The sequence below is a fragment of the Sinorhizobium saheli genome, from assembly GCF_001651875.1.
Taxonomy (GTDB): Bacteria; Pseudomonadota; Alphaproteobacteria; order Rhizobiales; family Rhizobiaceae; genus Sinorhizobium; species Sinorhizobium saheli.
In genome coordinates, this window is the sequence record NZ_LNQB01000099.1 from 1 (window position 1) to 25,974 (window position 25,974).

Genomic DNA, 25,974 nt, shown 5'->3' on the forward strand with positions numbered 1-25,974 from the left:
CGACTGGGTGAGATCGCCCTCGGCCAGCGCCGAGATGACCCGTCGGGTTTCGGCGACGCCGCGGTCGACCGAGGTCACCAGTTCGTTGACCTGGGCGGCGAAGCGGTTGAGGTCGGCATTGTCATAGTCCTTGCTGATGCGCCGGGTGAAGTCGCCGGCGACCGCCGCCTGGACCACCTCGCCGATGCTCGACTGCAGGTCGGCGCTTTTTGCCTGCAGCGCCGCTTCCTGGGCGTTGAGCTCGCGCACCTTGATGCCGTTCTGCTTGAACACCTCGACGGCCCGGGCCATCTCGCCGATCTCGTTCGTCCGCTCGGTGAACGGGATCTCGACCGCGAGATCGCCGTCGGCGAGCCGGCGCATGACCTCGGTCGTCCGGTTGATCGGCCGCGACACGCCAACGATCGCAAAGGCTATGGCGCCGAGGCCCGCGACGCAGGCGATCCCGAGCAGCGCGAAGGTGGTGATCCGGGCGCTCGCGTAATCGGCCGAGCTATCCGCATAGCTCTGCTTGGCGCCGGCGATATTGAGGTCTCGGAAGGCGTCAGCGAGATTGTCCATTTCGTTGTAGGACTGACGCATGGCGCCTGTCAGGAAATCGGCGGCCTCGTCCTTCTTGCCGGCACGGGAGAGCGCGATCAGGTCGTCGTGCTGCTTCATATAGGTGGCGAGCACATCCTTGAATTTGCCGTAGAGAGCGCGTTCCTCGGAGCTGGAGATAAGTCCGTCGTAAGTCTTCATTCGTTCGGCGAGCTTATCGAGATCGGCGGCGATGGCTTCATCGGCCCGCTTCATGCCCGCTTCGGTGCGATTGACGATGTGCCGGTTTTCAGAGCCTCTGAAATCGGCGAGGGCCGTATTGATCTTGTTGGTGACGTCGACGCTCGGCACCCAGGCGGTGGCCAAGGTCTCGACATCCTGATAGATCCCGCCCATCAGGGAGAGAGCAAAAATCCCCTGGCCGGCGAGCAGCACCAGCAGCAAGCCGAAGGCGCCGATCAGCGAAGCCTTCAAGGAAAGAGAAATGCGTTTCAATTGACACTCCTGTGCAAGGGGGTTGTACAGGACGTCGTCATGGCTCCTGTTCGGTCGCTTCTTGAAAATGAACCGATCGAGTCATTCTTTCGGTAATGGCCGCGCAGCCGCGGGTGAGCGCCACCCGTCGAGAGGTGCAACCATCAGATGTGCACAGAAGCACTTATCTGTCGTAAAGGTTACTAATTTATTCTCTGCTGTTACAATGACGACAGCTTCTGCGGAAATCGGATAACGGCTGCGGTTATCGGATCGCCGCCGCCCCGTTTTGGCACCGCATCGTCAATGCGTCACCTGCGAGGCCGCCGACATGACCTCTTCCGGCGCCGGTGCGCGGAACATGTTGCTGCCGTCCGGTGTCGCCTCGGTGAAGCACCAGCGTACGACCCCGTCGCGATCGAGCAGGAACTGGCCGACGAGCTGGCCCATGCCGGTGGCGGCCATGCGGCTGTCGTCATCCGTCATCTCGTAGCCATCCGTCTTGTCCAGATATTCGGAGGCGGCGATCGGATTCATCGGCTCCGGCAGTTCCCCGGGCAGGTCGACGCGCATCGACATCATCGTCCGCATGCTCAGCCGATGCGGCCACTCGTCCTCGTCCTCGGTGAATTCGGGATTCGGCAGGCCGAAGGCGCGGTGCGATATCCGTTCCGGATCGGCGGCGGCGAGAAGGTTCGGCAAGGGGTGGTAGCGGAAATAGAGACGCGCCCGCTCGATCGGCGTATTGACCACCGTCAGGCTTTCGACGCCCTTCTCGTTGAGAGCACCCTTGAGTTGCGCCATGGCGGCGATATGCCGGCGGCAGAACGGGCAATGCAGGCCCCTGAACAGGCCGACGAGAAGCGCCTTGCGCCCGCGAAAATCGTCGATGGCGATCTTGCCCTCGCGGGTGATCGCGTCGAGCACGACATTCGGCGCTCGGTCACCCGGCTGCAACGGCCCGGGGCTGCGATATTCCGCCATGGCTGTCTCCTTCCCTCACGTTCGGCGCTCCGCGATTGCTTCCTTCAGTCGAGGAACGGCAATATCACCAGGGCTTCCGGGTCGAGCTCGAAACGGGCGCAGACGTCGCGGGCCAGGCCGAAATAGCGCTCGGCCTCGGCAAGATCGCCTTCGTCGAGGCTGAGTGTCGCCAGGCCATCATAGCACGGAAACAGCACCTGCGCCTCGCCCGTTTCGCCTGCGAGATCGAGCGATTCGCGGTAAAGCCGGCGGGCTTCCTCCGCATGTTCATGGCATTGATAGATCTGGCCGAGCACCAGCAGCGACACCGGCAGATGTTCGCGCTGGTCGAGCGCCCGATCGAGCTCGACCGCTTCTTGCGCTGCCGGGACACCGTCTGCGGCGCAACGGTCGGTGAAGGTGCAATGGGCGACGGCGAGGTTTGAGAGCAGCCGCGCCTGAAAGCCGAGATCGCCGATGCGCCGGGCCATGTCGAGGCCGCGCTGGCAGACGTCGACGGCGAGCTTCGGGTCGACGATCGAGTAGAGCACGCCGAGATTGGTGTATCCGCGGCAGGCCGCATGCAGGAGGCCGGCCGCCTCGGCGACCTTGACGCTCTCTTCCACCGCGTCGATCGCGGCCCGCGTGCTGCCGCGGCGGGCAAGCGCCACGCCCTTGGTGTTCAGCGCCTCGGCGGTGACCTGCGCCGCCTCGCGCCGCATTTCCTCGCTTGCCGAGGGAGCGAGCGCCTCGACCCGGGCAAGCGCCTCGTCCGCCCATTCGGAGGCGGCGGGATAATCGCCCATGCGGAAGGCGAGATGCCCCCGCTCCTGCAGCAGCGACGCGCTCTCGACGGGTGCATCCGCGCGTTCGAGCCGCGCCCGCCTCGGTGAAGGTTGCCTGCGCCTCGCTGCGATTGCCGGCTTCCCAGAGGACATGGCCGAGCTTGCGCAGGATCCGGGCGGAAGCGACCGGATCCGTCGCAAGGCGCTCGCTTGCAAGCAGGGCGCGGTAATGCTCCTCCGCCTCCGCCCGTTGGCCGCTCGGCACCAGGAGATCAGCGATGCGCTCGCGCGCCATGAACCATTCCGGGGTCTCCTCGCCGAGGGCGGCGAGGGCCGCCATGGCCTGCCGGTAGAAGCGGATCGCGTCCTCGTTGGCGTAGAGCTGGCGCGCCCGGTCCCCGGCCGCCGTCAGGTAGCGCGCGCCCCGGGCCCGATCCGCCGATTGGCTGAAATGATGGCCGAGAAGCGCCAGTTCCTCGAACCGTTCCGGATTGTCGCCATAGCGCCGCTCGAGCGCCTCGGCGATCGCCGCATGGATCTCGGTACGGCGCCTGACGAGAAGGTTGTTGTAGACCACCTCGTGGAGCAACGATTGCACGAAGCGGTAGGCCTGGGACGGCCGCGCGCCGCCCGCCGCCGTCTCCTCGATGATCTCCGCGTCGCAAAGTCGCTCGAGGCCGGCTTCGACCCCGGCCGGATCGGCGGAAATGGCGGCAAGCAGGTCCGCATCGAAACGCGGCCCGATGACGGCGGCGCGATGGACGAGGCGCCGCACCTCCTGCGGCAGCCGATCGATGCGCGCGAGCACCATCGCCTCGATGCCGACGGGAATGTCGACGCTCGCCTCGCCCTCGCCCACCTGCCAGCGCGCCTCCTCGCGCCTGAGGATATCGAGATCGATGAGGCCGCGGATGATCTCCTCGATGAAGAGCGGATTGCCGCCGGCGCGTGCGAGGATCCGGTCGCAGAGGTGCTTCGGCAGGCATCCCTCGCCGAAGAGGGCAGAAAGGAGGCGCTCGCCATCGGCGGAAGAGAGCGGCCCGAGCCGAAGCGCGGTGATGCTGGTGCGCGCCGGTGCCAGGCGCTCGGGGCCGCTATCGGGGCGCTGCGTGGTGACGAGCATCAACGGCGTCCGCTCCAGCCGGTCGAGCACGAAGCGCAATGCCTCGAGCGAGGCCGAGTCCGCCCAATGCAGATCCTCGATGACAAGGAGGAGCGGCGCCCGCTCGAGGCGGCGCTCGAATATGATGCGGATGAGCGAGAAGAGCTGGCGGCGGAGCTGCTCGGGCTCGATGTGCCGCAACGCCCCTTCGCGATCGCCGAGGCCGAGGATGTGGAACAGGAGCGGCATCCGTTCCTCCACCTCGGGCGCAGCAAAGCCGATCTCCACAAGACCCGCCGCGAGACATTCCTGCGTCGTCTCCGCCGTGTCGCTCGTCGATATGCCGTAGGCGCTGCGCAGCACGGTGGCGAGCGTCCCATAGGACGGCTCGCCGAGCGGAGAGCAGGCGGCGCGCCGTACGGCCACGTGCTGGAAGCGCGGATCCTCGGCGATAGCGGCGAGGAATTCGCCGACGAGGCGCGACTTGCCGATGCCGGCATCGCCGATGAGCTTGATGAGCTGCGCCGCGCCGCCGCAGGCGAGCGCCAGGCAGTCCCGCATGCGGCCGATTTCCCTGTCGCGTCCGATCAGCGGCGCGCTGAGGCCGAGGGCGTCGAGCCCCCTGGCGGTCCGCGGCGCTTCCAGCGCTCCCACCATGCGATGAACCTGCAGGCTGCCGGCCTTGCCGCGGAGCGTGATGGCGCCGAGCGTCTCATAGGCGAAGGCATGCCGCGTGAGCTTATGGGTGACCGGCCCGACGAGTATCTCCTCCGGACCGGCCATCGACTGCAACCGTTGCGCCGTGTTCACGGTATCGCCGGTGACCGAATAGGATTTGGTGTCGCCGGCGCCGAAGGCCCCAGCCACCACCGTACCGGTATTGACGCCGATATGGAGGCTCAGCGGCAGGCCGATCCGCTGGCGCCAGCGCTCGCTCACCCGTCCCGCCCGGCCGACCATCTCCAGCGATGCGCGAAGCGCCCTTTCCGGGGCGTCCTCATGGGCGACCGGCGCGCCGAAAAGGGCGAGCAGCGCGTCGCCGATGAACTTGTCGACGAAGCCGCCGAAGGCCTCGACGGCTTCGGTCAGTTCCTCGAAGAGCTCGTTCTGCAGCGCCTGCAGGATTTCCGGGTCGACCCGCTCGCTGAGGCCGGTGAAGCCGCAGAGGTCCGCGAAGACGACGGTGACCGTGCGGCGGTCGGCGCCGGAGTCGGCGCCCGGTAGGCCCGATGCGGCGGGGGCCGGTGCGGGCGGCGCCGGCGACGCCGACGGTCTGGGCACGGATGGCTGGCCCACCTGCGTGCCGCATTGCGGGCAGAAGGCGAAGTGCTGGGGACAGGGATAGCCGCAGGCAGGGCATGGAACGGGCTGTTTCGCACCGCATCGCGGGCAAAAGGCAAAGCCGCTTTCGATCTCGAACCCGCATTCGTGACAGTTCATCCCGGATGAACCTCGAAATGCGCCTGCGGGCCGGAAGGCCCGGCTCGCGGGCGTGAATGCCAACGAAAACAATGGACGTGTTGCATCGGCTTGGCAAGCATGGGAAGCCCGGGGCACGGCTGCCGACCCATGCCCGCGCCTGAAATTATCTGGCGCAGAAGATGACGTGCGCGCAATTTTGCGCTACTACCCTGCGCTGGCGCTCGAGGAGAGCGCTATCCGTCTAGTGACATTTCGTTCGTGAAGGACCGCTTTCATGCCTGCCTATCGCTCCCGCACCACCACCCACGGCCGCAACATGGCCGGCGCCCGCGGCCTCTGGCGCGCGACGGGCATGAAGGACAGCGACTTCGGCAAGCCGATCATCGCGGTGGTGAACTCCTTCACGCAGTTCGTGCCGGGGCACGTGCACCTCAAGGACCTCGGCCAGCTCGTCGCCCGCGAGATCGAGGCGGCCGGCGGCGTCGCCAAGGAATTCAACACGATCGCCGTCGACGACGGCATCGCCATGGGCCATGACGGCATGCTCTACTCGCTGCCCTCGCGCGAGATCATCGCCGACAGCGTCGAATACATGGTCAACGCCCATTGCGCCGACGCGATGGTCTGCATTTCCAACTGCGACAAGATCACCCCCGGCATGCTGATGGCGGCGCTGCGCCTCAACATCCCGGCCGTCTTCGTCTCCGGCGGCCCGATGGAGGCCGGCAAGGTCGTGCTGCACGGCAAAAAGCACGCGCTCGACCTCGTCGACGCCATGGTCGCCGCCGCCGACGACAATGTCTCCGACGAGGACGTCAAGGTGATCGAGCGCTCCGCCTGCCCGACCTGCGGCTCCTGCTCCGGCATGTTCACGGCCAATTCGATGAACTGTCTGACCGAGGCGCTGGGCCTGTCGCTGCCCGGCAACGGCTCGACGCTCGCCACCCATGCCGACCGCAAGCGCCTCTTCGTCGAGGCCGGCCATCTCGTCGTCGACCTGGCGCGCCGCTATTACGAGCAGGGGGACGAGCGCGTCCTGCCGCGCTCGGTCGCGTCGAAGAAGGCCTTCGAGAACGCCATGGCGCTCGACATCGCCATGGGCGGCTCGACCAATACGGTGCTGCACATCCTCGCCGCCGCCTATGAAGGCGAGGTCGACTTCACCATGGACGATATCGACCGGCTGTCGCGCAAGGTGCCGTGCCTGTCGAAGGTGGCGCCGGCCAAGGCCGACGTGCACATGGAAGACGTGCACCGCGCCGGCGGCATCATGTCGATCCTCGGCGAACTCGACAAGGGCGGCCTCATCAACCGCGACTGCCCGACCGTGCACAGCGAAACGATCGGCGACGCCATAGACCGCTGGGACATCACCCGCACGTCGAGCGAGACGGTGCGCAACTTCTACCGCGCCGCCCCCGGCGGCATCCCGACCCAGGTCGCCTTCAGCCAGGAGGCGCGCTGGGAGGACCTCGACACCGACCGCGAAAAGGGCGTGATCCGCTCGGTCGAGCATCCCTTCTCCAAGGACGGCGGCCTCGCCGTATTGAAGGGCAACGTCGCGCTCGACGGCTGCATCGTGAAGACCGCCGGCGTCGACGAGAGCATTTTGAAATTCTCCGGTCCCGCCCGGGTCTTCGAGAGCCAGGACGCTGCCGTCAAGGCGATCCTCGGCAACGAGATCAAGGCCGGCGACGTGGTCGTCATCCGCTATGAGGGACCGAAGGGCGGACCGGGCATGCAGGAAATGCTCTATCCGACCAGCTATCTGAAGTCGAAGGGCCTCGGCAAGGCCTGTGCGCTCATCACCGACGGCCGCTTCTCCGGCGGCACCTCCGGCCTCTCGATCGGCCACGTCTCGCCCGAGGCGGCCAATGGCGGGGCGATCGGACTGGTGCGCGACGGCGACATGATCGACATCGACATCCCCAACCGCACCATCGGCCTCCGGGTCGACGAGGCGGAACTGTCCTCCCGCCGCAGCGAGCAGGACGCCAAGGGCTGGAAGCCGGTCGAGCCGCGCAAGCGCCGGGTGACGACCGCGCTGAAGGCCTATGCCGCCTTCGCGACCTCCGCCGACCGCGGCGCCGTCCGCGACCTGGGCGACAAGTAGAAACGGGCCTCGATCGTCATGCGGAGGGGGACCGCCAGGCACCCTCTGCCCTGCCGGGCAGAGGGTGGTTTTACAACACCCGCTTCCAACGCTCCCGGCGCGCCGTGAATCACATGTATCGCGTCTCCGCCGGCGCGTTCCACCAGTTGTTGTGCAGCCCGTCCATGTACTGGATCGGCAGGGCCGCAAGGACGGCAGGGTCGACATCGTCAAGGCAGGCGATGTTGACCGAGACGAAGGCGCCGCCGATCTCCTCTATATAACCGTGGCCGTAGGGCGAGGCACCGCAGGTCGTGCAGAACCGGTGATGGCCGCTCTTCGTGGCGAACTGATAGTCGCCGATGCCTTCCTCCTCGCACATCAGCCGGAAATCCTCCGGCTTCACGGTCGCGCCCCAGTAGCGCAGCTTCGAGCAGTACGAGCAATTGCAGCGGCTCGTGCCCGCCTCGAGGTCGACATCGACCTCGTAGCGGATCCGTCCGCAATGGCAGCTGCCCCTGTAGGTCATCTTCATCGTCTCTCCTCCCTCGTAAAAGTCGGCCGCGCTCACCTCATGACGCAACGGCACCGCGAGATCAGCACGATCTTCGGCGTGACGCCATCCTGATTATCAATGGTTTGCGCGGGGGGAAGGGACGATACCTCGCCGAGGTTCACGTAAGCGCGAGGAGATCGGCGCGCAGGCGGTCGGCACCGCTCTCGCCGAGGCGGCTGTCGAGCGCTTCGTGCGTCGCCTTCCAGATCGGCACCGCTCTGGCGAGCAGCCGCCCGCCATCGGCCGTCAGCCGCAGGCGCCGCAATCGCCTGTCGGCGGGATCGACGAAGACCTCGACGAGACCGCGGCGCTCGAGCGGCTTCAGCGCCGCCGTCAGCGTGGTGCGGTCCATGGCAAGCACGGACGCCACCGCGCTCATGCCCGGCGGTTCCGGCCGGTTGAGCGACATCATCAGCGAGAACTGGCCGTTCGTGACGTCGAGCGGCCTCAGCGCCTCGTCGAAACGACGCGCCAGTGCCCGGGCGGCACGCTGGACATGCAGGCACAGGCAGGTATCCCGCACGAAAAGAGTGGTCGAAAAGGGTATCGGCGGCGACTTTGACATGTTACAGTAATGTTGATATCAACATAATTAGTCAAGCGCTACATTGCCGCGCTACCTTTGCGCGAAAAGCGCGAAAGCCCGCTGGAATACTTTTAGTTGCTGCATCGTGTCCGTGAAGTCCTGCGATTTCGCGGATCCCTGCAGCAGGAAGGAGTACCGGCATGACACCGAACCACGCAGTCGTATCGCCGAAAGAGTGGCTCGAGGCGCGCAAGAAGCTGCTCGCGCTGGAGAAGGAACTCACGCATCTCCGCGACAGGATCAATGCGGAGCGCAAGGCCCTGCCGTGGGTGAAGGTCGAGAAGGACTACGTCTTCGACACCACGGGCGGCAAGAAGACCCTGGCCGACCTCTTCGACGGGCGCAGCCAGCTTCTCCTCTATCATTTCATGCTCGGCGCCAATTGGGAGGCCGGCTGCAAGAGCTGCTCCTTCCTCGTCGATCATTTCGACGGCGCGCTCGTCCATCTCAACCATCACGACGTTACGCTGATTGCCGCCTCCAACGCGCCGCTCGCGAAGATCGAGGCCTATCGCAAGCGCATGGGGTGGCGCTTCCCCTGGGTCTCGGCCTTCGGCAGCGATTTCAACGGCGACTTCCACGTTTCCTTCTCGCCTGCCGAGCTCGGCGGCAAGGTCGTCTACAACTTCACCGAGATCGACGGCAGTGACGCCTATGACGAACTTCCGGGCCTCAGCGCCTTCTACAAGGACGAGGACGGTACCGTCTATCACACCTATTCCACCTACGCCCGCGGGCTCGAGGAACTGGTCGGTACCTTGATGCTGCTCGACCGCGCACCCAAGGGGCGCAACGAGGGTACGACCATGGATTTCGTCCGCCGGCACGACGAATACGAGGACGCGCCGCGGCGGCGGGCGTAAGGAGAATTCGCAACCGGCAGACGTCCCGGCCGGGGAACCATCGACCGCTCCGCACGTTGTCGGTTGCGCGCGGCGGTTCCGCCGATCGCGCGTTTCAGCATGGGAGGGAACCAGTGAAGGCAGAGCCACAGGAAGAGCACCGCTGGCTGGAACAGCTGCTCGGGGAATGGACGGTCACGTCCGAAGATCCGACGGCGAGCCAGCCGTCAAGTGCGCCATGGGTGGAGAAAGTCCGCTCGATGCAGGGCCTCTGGGTCGTCTGCGAGGCACAGGGCACGATGCCGGACGGCAATTTCGGCCAGAGCATGATGACGCTCGGCTTCAATCCTCAGACGAAGCGCTATGTCGGCACATGGGTCGGCTCCATGATGACCCACATGTGGGTCTATGACGGCGTCATCGAAGACGACGGCAGGACGCTCGCGCTCAATTGCGAAGGCCCGGACTTCGAGAATCCGGGCAGGTCGGCCCGGTATCAGGACAGGATGACGTTCATCGATCAGAACCATCGGCGGCTGACCGCCCGCGTCCAGACCGAAAGCGGAGCCTGGAAAGACCTCATGACCGCGGACTACCGCCGCCAGTGAGCCGTCGCCCGACGGCTCGCCTCAGAGCATTTTGCAGTCAGGTGGGTTCACCTGACGTCGCGCAAATGCGGCAAAAACAAACCGATAGAGCGGTGCGCGAACGAAATGTGAACGCATCCAGCTACAGCAGCTTCCACCGCGGCAACCGCAGCACGCAAACAAGAGACGGGAGGACCGGCAATGCACGGAAAATTCGTGTGGTACGAACTGATGACGACGGACACGAAGGCGGCGGAAGCCTTCTACAAGGACGTGGTGGGCTGGAGCGTCCGCGACGCCGGCATGCCCGGCATGGACTACACCCTTTTTTCCGCCGGCGAGCACCAGGTGGCCGGCCTGATGACCATGCCCGAGGGTGCGCTCGAGATGAAGGTGCCGCCGGCATGGCTCGGCTATGTGGGGGTCGACGACGTCGATGCCGCGGCAGAGAAGCTCAGAGCCGGGGGCGGCACGGTTCACCGCTCGCCCGAGGACATACCGAACATCGGCCGCTTCGCGATCGTCACCGACCCGCACGGTGCGGCCTTCGCCCTCTTCAAGGGCCAGGGCGAACCGCCGCCGCCCATGGACCAGATGGCTCCGGGCAATGTCGGCTGGCACGAACTGATGGCCGGCGACCTCGACACCGCCTTCGACTTCTATTCGAGCCTCTTCGGCTGGACCAAGGACCAGGCGATGGATATGGGCGAGATGGGCGTCTATCAGATCTTCGCCCATAACGGCCAGCCGATCGGCGGCATGATGACGAGGCCGGCCGAGGTCCCCAATCCCTACTGGCTCTATTACTTCAACGTCGAGGCGCTCGACGCGGCGATCGACCGCGCAAAATCAGGCGGCGCAAAGATGCTGATGGAGCCGATGGAAGTACCCGGCGGCGCCTGGATCGTCCAGGCCACCGACCCCCAGGGCGCCCTCTTCGCGCTGGTCGCGCCGAAGCGCTGAGCTTTTCCGAGGCGTCGCTTTCGCCCCTCATCCCGCTGCCGCGACCTTCTCCCCGTTCTGACGGGGAGAAGGGGTATGCCGCGCGTTCAGTCCTCGGGTTAACCCAAGGAGAGGGGAAAATCTCGCGCCTCGGCGACACACGAGACCCGGAGGACCATCCGCTTCCGCCCGAACGCTCCATGCTTGCTTTCTGTCTTCGCATTGCACAAAGTCCTCCCGAATGGCGGGCGACGGACCCGTCGTCGAGGGGAACAACGCTGCATGTCGATCAAGGCCAGTATCTATCACCTGACCCACTACAAATATGACCGGCCGGTAAGGCTCTCACCGCAGATCATCAGGTTGAAACCGGCCGCGCACTCGAAGACAAAGGTCATCAGCCACGCGCTGAAGGTCTCGCCGGAAAATCAATTCGTCAACCTGCAGCAGGATCCCTACGGCAACTACCTCGCCCGCTACGTCTTTCCCGATCCGGTGACGGAACTGAAGATCGAGGTCGATCTCGTCGCCGACATGACGGTCTACAATCCCTTCGACTTCTTCGTCGAGGAAGAGGCCGAGCACTGGCCGTTCCGCTACCCGGAGGACTTGAGCGAAGACCTGAAGATCTACATGACGCCGGAGCCGATGGAGCCGAGGCTCGCGGCCTTCATGGAGACGATCGACCGCTCGCGTCAGCGTACCGTCGACATGATCGTCGGCCTCAATGCGCGGCTGCAGAAGGAGATCGGCTATGTGATCCGCATGGAGCCGGGCGTGCAGGCGCCGGAAGAGACGCTCGGTCTCGCCCGCGGCTCGTGCCGCGATTCGAGCTGGCTGCTCGTGCAGGTCCTGCGCAATCTCGGCTTCGCCGCCCGCTTCGTCTCAGGCTACCTCATCCAGCTGACGCCGGACCTGAAGGCGCTCGACGGCCCCTCGGGCACCGATCACGATTTCACCGACCTGCACGCCTGGGCGGAGGTCTATATTCCGGGCGCCGGCTGGATCGGGCTCGACCCGACCTCCGGGCTCCTGACCGGCGAAAGCCACATCCCGCTCGCCGCCACCCCGCATTACCGCAATGCCGCGCCGATCTCCGGCGGCTTCTTCGGCGACCCGGACACGAGAACGGACTTCGCCTTCGACATGAAGGTCGCCCGCGTCGCCGAACATCCGCGCATCACCAAGCCCTTTTCCGACGAAAGCTGGGAGGCGCTGAACGCGCTTGGCGACGAGGTCGACCGGGTGCTTGAGGAAAGCGACGTGCGCCTGACGATGGGCGGCGAGCCGACCTTCGTCTCGATCGACGATTTCGAATCGGACGAATGGAACACCGCGGCCGTCGGCCCGACCAAGCGCGAGAAGGCCGACACGCTCATTCGGCGGCTGCGCGAGCGCTTCGCGCCCGGCGGCTTCCTGCATTACGGCCAGGGCAAATGGTATCCGGGCGAGAGCCTGCCGCGCTGGACCTTCTCGCTCTACTGGCGCCGCGACGGCCTGCCGATCTGGCAGCGGCCCGACCTCATCGCCGAGGAGCGCGGCAGGCAGGACGTAACCGAGCGAGACGCAGAGCGGCTGCTCGTCGCCGTCGCCGGCGAACTCGGCATCGCGGCCGACATGGTCGTTCCGGCCTATGAGGACCCGGCCGAATGGATCGTCAAGGAAGCGAACCTCCCGGACAATGTCGACCCGTCGAACTCGAAGCTCAAGGACCCGGAGGAGCGCAGCCGCATCGCCCGCGTCTTCGAACGCGGCCTGACCGAGCCGACCGGCCACGTGCTGCCGGTGCAGGCCTGGAATTCGCGCGCCTCCGGCCGGAAATGGATGAGCGAGAAATGGAACACCCGGCGCGGCCGCATCTTCCTCGTGCCGGGCGACAGTCCGGTCGGCTATCGCCTGCCGCTCGGCTCGCTGCCCTATATAGCCCCCTCGTCCTATCCCTATATCAATCCCGTCGACCCGACCGTTGCGCGTGCGGACCTGCCTGATTTCACGGAGGCGAAGGGCCGCGCCCAGCACGCGCGCTTCCAGCCGTCAGCGGAACCGCAGACGCCGCTCCCCCCTCCCCGCGACGAGATCGGCGGCGAGGTGCGCACCGCGCTGACCGTCGAGCCGCGGGACGGCCGGCTCTGCGTCTTCATGCCGCCGACGACCGCCGTCGAGGACTATCTCGACCTCATCGCCTCGACCGAGCGGGCCGCCGCCGAGCTCGGCCTCCCCGTCCACATCGAAGGCTATCCGCCGCCTGAGGACGAGCGCATCAACGTCATCCGCGGCGCCCCCGACCCCGGCGTTATCGAGGTCAACATCCACCCGGCTTCGACCTGGCGCGAATGCGTCGACATCACCACGGCGATCTACGAGGAGGCGCGCCAGAGCCGGCTCGGCGCCGACAAGTTCATGATCGACGGCCGCCACACCGGGACCGGCGGCGGCAACCACGTGGTGGTCGGCGGCCGCAGCCCCAATGACAGCCCCTTCCTGCGCCGGCCGGACCTGTTGAAGAGCATCGTGCTGCACTGGCAGCGCCATCCGGCGCTCTCCTATCTCTTCTCCGGCCTCTTCATCGGCCCGACCAGCCAGGCGCCGCGCATCGATGAGGCGCGCCACGATTCCCTCTACGAGCTGGAGATCGCGCTCGCCCAGGTGCCGGCGCCGGGCTCCGGCCGCGTGCCGCCGCTGCCCTGGCTCGTCGACCGGCTCTTCCGCAACCTGCTCGTCGACGTCACCGGCAACACGCACCGCTCGGAAATCTGCATCGACAAGCTGTTCTCGCCGGACGGCCCCACCGGCCGGCTCGGGCTGATCGAGTTCCGCGGCTTCGAGATGCCGCCGAATGCGAGGATGTCGCTCGCCCAGCAATTGCTGGTGCGCGCCCTCATCGCCCGCTTCTGGAAGAGCCCCGCCGAAGGCCGCTTCGTGCGCTGGGGCACCATGCTCCACGACCGCTTCATGCTGCCGCATTACGTCTGGCAGGATTTCCTCGACGTTCTCGCCGACCTTGCCGCCCACGGCTTCGATCTGCGGCCGGAATGGTTCGCGGCCCAGCTCGAATTCCGCTTCCCCTTCTGCGGCGAGGTCGAATACGAGGAGGCGAAGCTCGAAATCCGCCAGGCGCTCGAACCCTGGCACGTGATGGGCGAACAGGGCGCGATCGGCGGCACCGTGCGCTATGTCGATTCCTCGGTCGAACGCCTGCAGGTGAAGCTCGAGACCGCGAACCCGGACCGCTACACGGTCGCCTGCAACGGTCGTCCGGTGCCGCTGGCGCGAACCGGAACCAGCGGCCTTGCCGTCGCCGGCGTCCGCTACAAGGCCTGGCAGCCGGCATCCGGGCTGCATCCGGTGTTGCCGGTGAACACTCCCCTCACATTCGACATTTATGATACATGGTCGAATCGGGCGATCGGCGGCTGCGTCTATCATGTTGCGCATCCGGGCGGGCGTAACTATGAGACCTTCCCGGTCAACGGCAACGAGGCCGAAGCGCGCCGGCTGGCGCGCTTCGAACCCTGGGGTCATACGACGGGCACATATCGGCTGCAGCCGGAAACCCCGCCGGCGGAATTTCCCCTGACGCTCGACCTGAGGCGTCCGGCAGGAGCGTAAATGGCAAAGAAGCAGGCGGCAGAGGCAAGAAATGCGAGCCGGCCCGCGGGCGACCCGGTCTTCGGCTATCGCGCGCTGCCGGGCGTCGCCGACGAGATGCTCGACTCGCAAGGCAAGGTCCGGCCGGTCTGGCAGCGCCTGCTCGCGACGCTCGGCCGCATGGACGAGACCGAGCTTGCCAACCGCTTCGCGCGCGCCGACCGCTATCTCCGCGATGCCGGCGTCTTCTACCGCGCCTACGGCAAGGAGGGTTCCGAACGGAGCTGGCCGCTCTCGCACGTCCCCGTGCTGATCGACGAGGCGGAATGGGCGGCCGTTTCCGAGGGCCTCGTCCAGCGGGCCGAGCTTCTGGAGCGGGTCGTCGCCGATATCTACGGCGAGGCGAAGTTGGTGCGGCAGGGGCTGCTGCCGCCGGGCCTGATTGCCTCCAATCCGCAGTTCCTGCGTCCGCTCGTCGGCGTCAGGCCGGCGGACGGGCACTTCCTGCACTTCTGCTCCTTCGAGATCGGCCGCGGGCCCGACGGCAACTGGTGGGTGCTTTCCGATCGCACCGAGGCGCCCTCCGGCGCCGGCTTCGCGCTCGAGAACCGGGTGGCGACGACGCGCGCCTTCTCCGACCTCTACGCCGAAACCCATGTCCATCGGCTGGCGGGATTCTTCGGTGCCTTCCGCGACACGCTGCAGGCGCACAAACGGCATCCGGACGACCGCATCGCGGTCCTCTCGCCGGGGATCGCCAACGAGACCTATTTCGAGCACGCCTATATCGCCCGCTATCTCGGCTTCATGCTGCTCGAGGGCGAGGACCTGACGGTCGTCGGCGGCCGGGTAATGGTGCGCACCGTCGCCGGCCTGAAGCCGATCGGCGTGCTCTGGCGCCGGCTCGACGCCTCCTTCGCCGATCCTCTCGAACTCAACCAGTCCTCCCATATCGGCACGCCCGGCATCGTCGAGGCACTGAGGGCCGGCTCGGTCTCGATCGTCAATGCGCTCGGTTCCGGCATTCTGGAGACGCGCGCGCTTCTCGCCTTCATGCCGGCGATCTGTCGCCATGTCCTCGGCGAGGAGCAGAAGCTGCCGTCGATCGCCACCTGGTGGTGCGGGCAGGAATCCGAACGCGAACATGTCGCGAGCCATGTCGGGGACATGGTGATCGGCCCGGCCTATTCGACGCGCCCCTTCTTCGACGACAACGGCCAGTCGGTGCTCGGCGCTTCGCTGCGCGCGGCGGCCAAGACCTCGGTCACCGATTGGCTGGCGACCGATGGGCGCAAGCTGGTGGGCCAGGAGGTGGTCACGCTCTCGACGACGCCCGCCTGGGTGCACGGCCGGCTGACGCCCCGGCCGATGAGCCTGCGGGTCTTTGCCGCGCGCACGCGCGACGGCTGGCAGATCATGCCGGGCGGCTTCGCCCGCATCGGCTCGGGCGACGACGTGGCGGCGATCGCGATGCAGGCCGGCGGCACCGCCGCCGACGTCTGGATCGTCAGCGACCGGCCGGTCGAGCGCACGACGCTCCTGCCGGCGGAGGAGAGCTTCACCCGCAACATGCCGGGGAGCCTGCCCAGCCGCTCGGCGGACAACCTCTTCTGGCTCGGCCGGTATATCGAGCGGGCGGAAGGGGCGCTCAGGATCCTGCGCGCCTGGCACGGGCGCTTCGCCGAGGCCGCCGACCCGCAAATGCCGCTGCTCAAGGACGTCAGCGATTACCTCGCCGCCCTCGACATCAACACGCGCCAGCCGGTGCCCGAGAGCCTGCTCGCCAATATCGACAGCGCCCTTTTCAGCGCCGGCAATATTCGCGACCGGTTCTCGCCGGACGGCTGGCTCGCCCTCAACGACCTGTCGAAAACGGCGCGCAAGTTTCATTCGACCGTGCAGGCCGGCGACGATGCCACGCACGCGATGACGATCCTCCTGCGCAAGCTCGCCGGCTTCGCGGGTCTCGTCCACGAAAACATGTACCGCTTCACCGGCTGGCGGTTCCTGTCGATCGGCCGCTATCTCGAACGCGGCCTGCACATGACGAGGCTCCTCGGCCATATGTCCGGACCGGACGCCCCCGACGGCGCCTATGACATGCTGCTCGAGATCGGCGACAGCGTCATGACCCATCGCCGCCGCTACAACGTCAACACCGCCGCCTTGACCGTCACCGACCTCCTGGCCCTCGATCCTCTCAATCCGCGCTCGGTCCTCTATCAGTTGAACGAGATCAAGACGGAGGTCGAGCTCCTGCCGAACGCCTTCGTCAACGGCCAGATGTCGCCCTTCTACCGGGAAACGATGCGGCTCCATTCCGGCCTCGCCGTGATGACGCCGGAAGCGCTGAATGCAACCGTCTACAAGCGGCTCGAACAGGACCTCGAAAGACTGTCGGACCTGCTCGGGCAAACCTATCTGGGATAGAGCGGATGAGGCGAAAGAGCATGGCGCGCGAAGACTGCCCCTCCCCAACCCCTCCCCACAAGGGGGAGGGGCTATCTCGGCCGCCCCCTCTCGGATCAACTCGACCTTTGCGCGCGATGCGATCATCGGAGGTGGCATGGCGATCGCCGCGGGCGCCTGGCCCCTCCCCCTTGTGGGGAGGGGTTGGGGAGGGGTTCTGCCGACGAAACATGCCTGCACCGCGATCCACGAACGGCATTCCCTCCAATGCTCTATGACATCAGCCTGAAGATCACCTACGGCTATGAGGTACCGGTCAGCGGCGGGCGGCATCTCGTGCGCGTCCTGCCCGTCTCGATCCCCGGCCGCCAGCGCCTCGTCGCCGGCTCGGTCACTTGCCAGCCGACACCCTTCGAGCGCGCGGAAAGCGTCGACTTCTTCGCCAATCCCACCACCTCCATCCTGTTCCGCTCGGTCCATGACCATCTCGTGATCCGCATGCAGGCGCGTGTCCAGGCGGAGGCACCGGCGCTCACCGCCGATCTGTCGCCGCCGCTTGCCGCCTTGCCGGCGGAGCTTTCCGCCTGCTGGTCGATCGACGCCGAATCCCCGCACCATTTCGTCGGTCCGAGCCCGCTGCTTGCGGAGGTGCCGGAGATCGCCGCCTATGCGCGCGCAATCGCCCGCGAGGACATGACGGTGCAGGAGATCGGCACCGCCATCTGCAACCGCATCCATGGCGACTTCACCTACGACACCGAGGCGACGACCGTGAGCACGACGCCGGCAGAGGCCTTCAAGCTGAAACGCGGCGTCTGCCAGGATTTCGCCCATGTGATGATCGTGGCGCTGCGCAGCCTCGGCATCCCCGCCGGCTATGTCAGCGGCTTCCTCAGAACCTTGCCGCCGCCGGGCAAGGAGCGGCTGGAAGGCGCCGATGCCATGCATGCCTGGGTACGCTTCTGGTGCGGTGCGACGGCCGGCTGGATGGAACTCGACCCGACCAACAATATTCCGGCCGGCACCGACCACATCGTCGTCGGGCACGGCCGCGATTATGGCGACGTGGCCCCGGTCATCGGCGTGCTAAAGAGCTACGGCAGTCACACGACGGAACAGGCGGTCGACGTCATCCCCGTCGGCTGACCCGAAACGACACAGCCGTGCCGTTTCCGCACGGCCGCACGCGTGGCAATCCCGGCAGAAATCACGGGGCCTCTGACGATTCACTAAAATTGAACCAACCGCCTGAACCGGTCGGTAATGTATCACTGCTAGATCTCGCTCACTGATTGTATTTGCTTTGGGGGGCTGAGATGGGAAGACGATTGGCCGTAGGCCGATCCTTGGCGGCGATGCTGCGGGACCGGAGCGGTAATTTCGCAATGATGACGGCGCTCACCGCGCCGCTGCTGCTGGCGGTCGGCGGTGTCTCCATCGACATGGCCAACATGCTGATGACCAAGAACCAGCTGCAGGACGCAACCGACGCGGCTGCCCTCGCGGCGGCCTCCGCGCTGGTGTCAGAATCGCAGCCGGACATCGAGGCGGCCAAGACCCTCGCGCGAAAATTCCTGAAGACGCAGGCGGCCTCGGGAAGCGCTGCCGACACGCCGGCCGATGGCCAGGATGGAACGCCCACCGACCAGACATCGGACGGCGCAACGTCAGAGGCGCCGGAATGGGACGAGACCAACACGACGCAGGTGAGCATCACCGAAACGCCCAACGGGGCGAAGGGCAAGTCGTTCCAGGTGACCGTCGTCAACAAGCACCTGCTGCGGTTCAACGCGATGACGCGGCTGCTCGGCCAGGATTCGATCGAGCTTGAAACCCAGGCGACGGCGGAGAGCGCGACGGAGAGCAAGAACGCCCTGTCGATGTATCTCGTACTCGACCGGTCCGGCTCGATGGCGTGGAAGACGAATACCGTCAACACGGCGAAGAAGAGCTGCCCCAATTACACCGAATCCAACTGGAGCAGATACCCCAACCTGAGGTCGACCAGTCCCTGCTACATCACCAAGATCGACGCGCTGAAGACCGCCGTCAACGACCTGCTGGCACAGCTTCTGGTCGCGGATCCGGAACAGATCTATGTCCGCACCGCCGCAATCTCCTACAATGCTTCCCAGGACACGCCGGGAACGCTCGCCTGGGGCACCACCGGTACCGCGAGCTACGTCAATGCGTTGGTTGCAACCGGTGGCACCGCGTCAGGCAACGCCTTCAAGACGGCCTACGGCAAGGTGACCGACGGCGCCGAAAACACCGCGCATGCCGCCAGGAACGGTCAAGAGCCGACGAAATACATCGTCTTCATGACCGATGGCGAGAACAATGCGGCCTATGACGACACCATGACCAAGCAATGGTGCGACACGGCCAAGGCCAACAAGGTCCAGATCTACAGCGTCGCCTTCATGGCGCCGGACCGGGGCCAGGACCTCCTGAAATATTGCGCGTCTTCCGCCTCGCATTATTTCGAGGCCGAGGAAGCCGCCGACCTCGTTGCCGCCTTCAAGGCGATCGGCGAACGGGCCTCCGCAATGGTCTCCCGCCTGACGAGATAGCGCGGGTCTCATCCCGGGCCTTTCCATGCCGTCCGGCATCGCCGGGCGGCACTTTTCCCCTGAGAGCCGCACGCCTCATTCAGGCGCGCAAGGTCGCTGCAGCACTTCGCGTTGCTGTATTTCCGCGTCCTCAAATCGAGGTCGATTCGAGGAGACATGCAGTGGGCAATTCTTGAAACTGCCTCGCGGGCAAGCCGCCCCAACAAGCGGTTGCTATTTTAATCCTTTTAAAAACACCTGTTGCAAGCGCTTCGGATCGATGCATAAATTGCCCTGATCCCGGCCGGTTCCGGCCTGCGGCCTCCTGAAATGAAATGCATAAGGTAAGACAGTTCTCATGATGAATCGGCTCTCCACCACCGAACTGCCGCACCCGGCTCCCAGATCGTCCGAGCCCGGCCAGCTGGCGGTGGAGATTCTCGAGCGCCTGAAGTACCGCATCGGCAAGGACCCGAAGGTGGCGAAGCCGCATGATTGGCTGACCGCCGCCATTCTGGTCGCTCGCGATCGCATCACCGACAAGTGGATGGATTCGACGCGCAAGACCTATGCGACCGGCGCCAAGCGCGTCTATTACATGTCGCTCGAATTCCTGATCGGCCGGCTGATGCGCGACGCCATGACGAATCTCGGCCTGATGGACGAGATGCGCGACGCGCTCGCCTCGCTCGGCGTCGACATCGACGAGGTCGCCCTGCTCGAGCCCGATGCCGCGCTCGGCAATGGCGGCCTCGGGCGGCTCGCCGCCTGTTTCATGGAATCGATGGCGACCGTCGACGTGCCCGCCTACGGCTACGGCATCCGCTACATGCACGGCCTGTTCCGCCAGCAGATGGCCGACGGCTGGCAGGTCGAACTGCCCGAGACCTGGCTGGCGCACGGCAACCCCTGGGAATTCGAACGGCGCGAAAGCTCCTACGAGATCGGCTTCGGCGGCAGCGTCGAAACCGTCAATATCGACGAGGAGGTGCAGCGCTACGTCTGGAAGCCGGCCGAGCGCGTCATCGCCACGGCCTTCGACACGCCGGCCGTCGGCTGGCGGGCGACCCGTGTCAACACGCTGCGCCTCTGGGCCGCGCAGCCGATCGACCCGATCCTGCTCGACGCCTTCAATGCCGGCGACCATATCGGGGCGCTCCGCGAGAGCAACAAGGCCGAGAGCCTGACGCGCGTGCTCTATCCGGCCGACGCGACGCCGGCCGGCCAGGAACTGAGGCTGCGCCAGGAATACTTCTTCTCCTCCGCCTCGCTGCAGGACATCCTGCGCCGGCACCTGCAGCAGTATCCGGACTTCACGTCGCTGCCGGACGCGGTGGCGATCCAGCTCAACGACACTCATCCGGCCGTCTCCGTCGCCGAGCTCGCGCGTCTCCTGACCGACGTCCACGGGCTCGACTTCGAACAGGCCTGGGACATCACGCGGCGGACCTTCGCCTACACCAACCACACGCTTCTGCCGGAGGCGCTGGAAAGCTGGCCGGTTCCGCTCTTCGAGCGGCTCCTGCCCCGCCATATGCAGATCGTCTACGCCATCAACGCCAAGATCCTGATCGAGGCGCGCAGGCAGAAACAGGCGACGGACGAGGAAGTCCGCAACATCTCGCTGATCGACGAGACCGGCGAGCGGCGCGTGCGCATGGGCAATCTCGCCTTCGTCGGCTCGCATTCGATCAACGGCGTCTCGGCCCTGCACACGGAACTGATGAAGGAAACGGTCTTTGCCGACCTGCACCGCATCTATCCCGACCGCATCAACAACAAGACCAACGGGATCACGCCGCGCCGCTGGCTGATGCAGTGCAACCCGGGCCTTTTCGCCCTTGTCCGCGAGGCGATCGGCGACGCGTTCATGGACAATACCGAGGCGCTGCAGGCGCTCGACGCCTTCGCCGACAAGACGGATTTCCAGGAACACTTCGCCGCCGTCAAGCGCGCCAACAAGGTGCGGCTGGCGAAGCTGGTGCAGACGACGCTGGGCGTCAGGCTCGACCCGTCGGCGATGTTCGACATCCAGATCAAGCGCATCCACGAATACAAGCGCCAGCTCCTGAACATCATCGAGGCGGTGGCCCTCTACGACCAGATCCGCTCGCATCCGGAGCTCGACTGGGTGCCTCGCGTCAAGCTCTTCGCCGGCAAGGCGGCGCCGAGCTATCACAACGCCAAGCTGATCATCAAGCTCGCCAACGACGTCTCGCGCGTCATCAACAACGACCCGGCCGTCCGCGGCCTCCTGAAGATCGTCTTCGTTCCCAACTACAACGTGTCGCTGGCGGAGGTGATGGTGCCGGCGGCCGACCTGTCGGAGCAGATCTCGACAGCCGGCATGGAGGCGTCCGGCACCGGCAACATGAAGTTCGCCTTGAACGGCGCGCTGACCATCGGCACGCTCGACGGCGCCAATGTCGAAATGCGCGACTGGGTCGGCGAGGAGAACATCAAGATCTTCGGCATGACCGCCGACGAGGTGGCGAAGGCACGCGCCGAGGGACACAATCCCCGCGCCATCATCGAGGGTTCGCGCGAGCTGTCGCAGGCGCTCGCGGCGATCGCCTCCGGCGTCTTCTCGCCCGACGACCGCAACCGTTTCTCCGGGCTCGTCGAGGGTCTCTACAACCATGACTGGTTCATGGTCGCCGCCGATTTCGAGGCCTATGCCAAGGCGCAGCGCGAGATCGACCAGCTCTGGATGACGCCCACCGCCTGGTATTCCAAGGCAATCCGCAACACAGCCCGCATGGGCTGGTTCTCGTCCGATCGCACGATCCGGCAATATGCCGGCGAAATCTGGAGAGCCGGATGACGGTTTCGCGCGGCAAGGACTCGAGCCCCGCCCCTTCAGGCTTGCTGCCAGCGCCGGCCATTGCGGCAATACTTTCCGGTACCCACAACGATCCGTTCTCGGTTCTCGGCGTGCATGCCGCGGGCAAGGGCTTTGTCGCCCGGTGCTTCATCCCCGGCGCCGAAACGGTGGTGGCGGAGACCCTTTCCGGCACCGAAATCGGCGCGCTCGAGCGGCGCGACGACGCCGGCTTCTTCGAGGGGCCGGTTTCGGTGCGCAAGGAGCAGCCGGTCCGTTACCGCGCCCGCAACGCCGGCGGCGAGTGGATCGTTGTCGATCCCTACAGCTTCGGCCCGGTGCTCGGGCCGATGGATGACTACTACATCCGCGAAGGCTCGCACCTGAGGCTGTTCGACAAGATGGGCGCCCACCAGATCTGGCACGACGGCGCCGAGGGCTTCCATTTCGCCGTCTGGGCGCCGAATGCCCGCCGCGTCTCCGTCGTCGGCAGCTTCAACGACTGGGACGGTCGCCGCCACGTCATGCGGCTGCGTGCCGACACCGGGATCTGGGAGATCTTCATTCCCGCCGTGCCGCCGGGCGCCCCCTACAAATACGAGATTCTCGATTCGGAAGGCGTGCTGCAGCCGCTGAAGGCGGATCCCTTCGCCCGCCGTTCGGAACTGCGTCCCGACACCGCTTCGGTGACGACGGGCGAGATCGAGCAGGCCTGGGAGGACGAGGCGCATCGGCGCCACTGGGCCGAGGTCGATCAGCGCCGGCAGCCGATTTCCATCTACGAGGTCCATGCCGCCTCGTGGCAGCGCCGCGACGACGGCGGGATGCTCACCTGGGACGAGCTTGCGAGCCGCCTCATCCCCTATTGCGTCGACATGGGCTTCACCCACATCGAGTTCCTGCCGATCTCCGAATACCCCTATGATCCGTCCTGGGGCTACCAGACGACCGGCCTCTACGCGCCGACCGCGCGTTTCGGCGAGCCGGAGGGCTTCGCCCGCTTCGTCAACGGCTGCCACAAGGTCGGCATCGGCGTCATCCTCGACTGGGTGCCGGCGCATTTCCCGACCGACGAGCATGGGCTTCGCTGGTTCGACGGCACCGCGCTCTACGAGCATGCGGATCCGCGCAAGGGGTTCCATCCCGACTGGAACACGGCCATCTACAATTTCGGCCGCGACGAGGTCGCCGCCTATCTCATCAACAACGCCCTCTACTGGGCCGAGAAGTTCCATGTCGACGGCCTGCGCGTCGATGCGGTCGCGTCGATGCTCTATCTCGATTATTCGCGCAAGCACGGCGAATGGGTGCCGAACGAATATGGCGGCAACGAGAATCTCGAGGCGGTGCGCTTCCTGCAGACGATGAACACCCGCCTCTACGGCATCCACCAGGGCGTGCTGACGATCGCCGAGGAATCGACCTCCTGGCCGAAGGTCTCGCATCCGGTCCACACCGGCGGGTTGGGTTTCGGCTTCAAGTGGAACATGGGCTTCATGCACGACACGCTGCAATACCTGTCGCGCGAGCCGGTGCACCGCAAGTTCCACCACAACGACATGACGTTCGGGCTGCTCTATGCCTTCAGCGAGAACTTCGTGCTGCCGCTGTCGCATGACGAGGTGGTGCACGGCAAGGGATCGCTGATCGCCAAGATGGCCGGCGACGACTGGCAGAAGTTCGCCAATCTCAGGGCCTATTACGGCTTCATGTGGGGTTACCCCGGCAAGAAGCTTCTCTTCATGGGGCAGGAGTTCGCCCAATGGCGCGAATGGTCGGAGGAGCGCCCGCTCGACTGGAACCTGCTCGAATACCATCCGCATGAGGGCATGCGGCGGCTGATACGCGATCTCAACGGCACCTATCGTTCGAAGCCGGCGCTGCATGCGCGCGACTGCGAGGGCGACGGCTTCGAGTGGCTGATCGCCGACGACCGCGACAATTCCGTCTTCGCCTGGCTGAGGAAGGCGCCCGGCGAGAAGCTCGTCGCCGTCGTCACCAATTTCACCCCGGTCTATCGTGAGCATTATGACATACCCCTTCCGGTTGCGGGACGCTGGAGGGAAATCCTCAATACCGATGCGGAAATCTATGGAGGGAGTGGCAAGGGCAACGGCGGAGCCGCCTATGCCGAGAAGAGGTCGAACGGAGGGATAGTCGCCACCATCACGCTGCCGCCTCTGGCGACGCTGATGCTGGAGCAGGATTAGAGCCGGATCGCGGAAAGCCTCGCGCGGTTTTCCCGCCTGAGATCCCGCTCTGACCTGTCACAATCGATCACGCTCATGATTTTCGGCCGCTCCGGCCGAAAGTCATCGTGATCCGCCACAGTGTCCCAGCCCCGCAGGATTTCCGACGGGGCGGGCGGGAAGAGAATCGGGTGGGCCGCGAGGCGTCGCAGAATGCCGTCAAGCAGTCCCCGGAACCGACTTTGGGGAGGACCAATGGTGGAAAGACGTACGCAACCCCTGGCCCGCGATGCCATGGCCTATGTTCTCGCCGGCGGGCGCGGCAGCCGGCTGAAGGAACTGACCGACCGGCGCGCGAAACCGGCCGTCTATTTCGGCGGCAAGGCCCGCATCATCGATTTCGCGCTTTCGAACGCGCTGAATTCCGGCATCCGCCGCATCGGCGTCGCCACCCAGTACAAGGCGCATTCGCTCATACGGCATCTGCAGCGCGGCTGGAACTTCTTCCGCCCGGAGCGCAACGAGAGCTTCGACATCCTGCCGGCGAGCCAGCGCGTCTCGGAGACGCAATGGTATGAAGGCACCGCCGACGCGGTCTTCCAGAACATCGACATCATCGAGGATCACGGCGTCGAATACATGGTGATCCTCGCCGGCGATCACATCTACAAGATGGATTACGAGGTGATGCTGCAGCAGCACGTCGATTCCGGCGCCGACGTGACGATCGGCTGCCTGGAGGTGCCGCGCATGGAGGCGACCGGCTTCGGCGTCATGCATGTCGACAACGACGACCGCATCATCGCCTTCGTCGAGAAGCCGGCCGATCCGCCCGGCATCCCGGGCAACCCGGAGATGGCGCTCGCCTCCATGGGCATCTACGTCTTCCACACGAAGTTCCTGATGGACATGCTGCGCCGGGATGCGGCCGATCCGAAGTCCAGCCGCGACTTCGGCAAGGACATCATTCCCTATATCGTCGAGCACGGCAAAGCGGTTGCCCATCGCTTCACCCACTCCTGCGTCCGCTCCGACTTCGAGCGCGAGGCCTATTGGCGCGATGTCGGGACGATCGATGCCTACTGGCAGGCGAACATCGACCTGACCCACGTGACGCCGGAGCTCGACATCTACGACAGCACCTGGCCGATCTGGACCTTTGCCGAGATCAAGCCGCCGGCGAAATTCGTCCACGACGACGAGGACCGCCGCGGCTCGGCCACCTCCTCGCTCGTCTCGGGCGATTGCATCATCTCCGGCGCGACGCTCAACAAGAGCCTTCTCTTCACCGGCGTCAGGGTGAATTCCTATTCCAGACTCGAAAACGCCGTAGTTCTCCCCGACGTGACGGTCGGCCGGCATTCGATTCTGCGCAACGTCGTTATCGACAGCCGGGTCGTCATTCCGGAGGGCCTGGTCGTCGGCGACGATCCGGAACTCGACGCCAAACGCTTCCGCCGAACCGAGAACGGCGTTTGCCTGATCACCCAAACGATGATCGACAAGCTGGGAATGTAGGTCTGG

Annotated in this window: 15 protein-coding genes and 1 pseudogene; 11 read left to right on the forward strand and 5 right to left on the reverse strand. The window is 65.7% G+C overall.

Annotation, left to right across the window (positions count from 1 at the left end; genetic code table 11):
* From ATB98_RS25170 to ATB98_RS25180, 3 genes and pseudogenes are all read right to left on the reverse strand, one after another.
* The coding region (locus tag ATB98_RS25170; RefSeq protein WP_157111078.1) for an MCP four helix bundle domain-containing protein at positions 1 to 1,035 on the reverse strand (1,035 nt) is incomplete at its 3' end.
* Positions 1,036 to 1,317: 282 nt separating this feature from the next.
* Positions 1,318 to 1,998 carry a peroxiredoxin-like family protein gene (locus ATB98_RS25175; protein WP_066878693.1) on the reverse strand — a complete coding sequence of 227 codons (681 nt, stop codon included), beginning with the start codon at positions 1,996 to 1,998 and terminating at the stop codon, positions 1,318 to 1,320.
* Positions 1,999 to 2,042: 44 nt separating this feature from the next.
* Positions 2,043 to 5,304 (reverse strand): annotated as a pseudogene (locus ATB98_RS25180) (adenylate/guanylate cyclase domain-containing protein).
* 256 nt (positions 5,305 to 5,560) lie between these two features.
* Between ATB98_RS25180 and ilvD the strand changes: the two are divergent.
* Positions 5,561 to 7,399, forward strand: coding sequence for a dihydroxy-acid dehydratase (gene ilvD / locus ATB98_RS25185; RefSeq protein WP_066878695.1), 1,839 nt, complete (start codon positions 5,561 to 5,563; stop codon positions 7,397 to 7,399).
* A gap of 109 nt (positions 7,400 to 7,508) precedes the next feature.
* Here ilvD and ATB98_RS25190 read toward each other — a convergent pair whose 3' ends face one another.
* A complete protein-coding gene (locus ATB98_RS25190; protein ID WP_066878697.1) occupies positions 7,509 to 7,913 on the reverse strand; it encodes a GFA family protein in 405 nt (134 codons plus the stop codon).
* Positions 7,914 to 8,052: 139 nt separating this feature from the next.
* Positions 8,053 to 8,499 (reverse strand): MarR family winged helix-turn-helix transcriptional regulator, encoded by a 447-nt coding sequence (locus ATB98_RS25195; protein WP_066878699.1) that lies wholly within the window; start codon positions 8,497 to 8,499, stop codon positions 8,053 to 8,055.
* A 161-nt stretch (positions 8,500 to 8,660) separates the two neighbouring features.
* Between ATB98_RS25195 and ATB98_RS25200 the strand changes: the two genes are divergently transcribed.
* The 10 genes from ATB98_RS25200 to glgC all read left to right on the forward strand — a co-directional run bounded on the left by ATB98_RS25200 (position 8,661) and on the right by glgC (position 25,968).
* Complete coding sequence (locus ATB98_RS25200; RefSeq protein ID WP_066878701.1) at positions 8,661 to 9,383, forward strand: DUF899 domain-containing protein; 723 nt, start codon at positions 8,661 to 8,663, stop codon at positions 9,381 to 9,383.
* A 113-nt stretch (positions 9,384 to 9,496) separates the two neighbouring features.
* Positions 9,497 to 9,970, forward strand: coding sequence for a DUF1579 domain-containing protein (locus ATB98_RS25205; protein ID WP_066878703.1), 474 nt, complete (start codon positions 9,497 to 9,499; stop codon positions 9,968 to 9,970).
* A gap of 180 nt (positions 9,971 to 10,150) precedes the next feature.
* On the forward strand, positions 10,151 to 10,912 hold the full coding sequence (locus ATB98_RS25210; RefSeq protein ID WP_066878705.1) for a VOC family protein: 762 nt from the start codon (positions 10,151 to 10,153) through the stop codon (positions 10,910 to 10,912).
* A gap of 261 nt (positions 10,913 to 11,173) precedes the next feature.
* Positions 11,174 to 14,500, forward strand: coding sequence for a transglutaminase family protein (locus ATB98_RS25215; RefSeq protein ID WP_066878707.1), 3,327 nt, complete (start codon positions 11,174 to 11,176; stop codon positions 14,498 to 14,500).
* Complete coding sequence (locus ATB98_RS25220) at positions 14,501 to 16,909, forward strand: circularly permuted type 2 ATP-grasp protein (RefSeq protein ID WP_066878709.1); 2,409 nt, start codon at positions 14,501 to 14,503, stop codon at positions 16,907 to 16,909.
* A 246-nt stretch (positions 16,910 to 17,155) separates the two neighbouring features.
* Positions 17,156 to 18,034: a transglutaminase family protein gene (locus ATB98_RS25225; RefSeq protein ID WP_066878711.1), complete on the forward strand. Its 879-nt coding sequence runs from the start codon at positions 17,156 to 17,158 to the stop codon at positions 18,032 to 18,034.
* Positions 18,035 to 18,204: 170 nt separating this feature from the next.
* Positions 18,205 to 19,461, forward strand: a complete 1,257-nt coding sequence (locus tag ATB98_RS25230; RefSeq protein WP_066878713.1) for a vWA domain-containing protein — start codon at positions 18,205 to 18,207, stop codon at positions 19,459 to 19,461.
* Positions 19,462 to 19,798: 337 nt separating this feature from the next.
* Entirely contained in the window at positions 19,799 to 22,264 is a 2,466-nt protein-coding gene (locus tag ATB98_RS25235; protein ID WP_153435682.1) for a glycogen/starch/alpha-glucan phosphorylase, read from the forward strand.
* The gene (glgB, locus tag ATB98_RS25240; RefSeq protein WP_066878715.1) at positions 22,261 to 24,471 is read left to right on the forward strand and encodes a 1,4-alpha-glucan branching protein GlgB; all 2,211 of its coding nucleotides are present in this window, start codon (positions 22,261 to 22,263) and stop codon (positions 24,469 to 24,471) included. Before ATB98_RS25235 ends, glgB begins: the two co-directional genes overlap by 4 nt.
* Before the next feature lie 234 nt (positions 24,472 to 24,705).
* Entirely contained in the window at positions 24,706 to 25,968 is a 1,263-nt protein-coding gene (gene glgC / locus ATB98_RS25245) for a glucose-1-phosphate adenylyltransferase (RefSeq protein WP_066878717.1), read from the forward strand.
* The last annotated feature ends 6 nt before the right edge of the window (positions 25,969 to 25,974 follow it).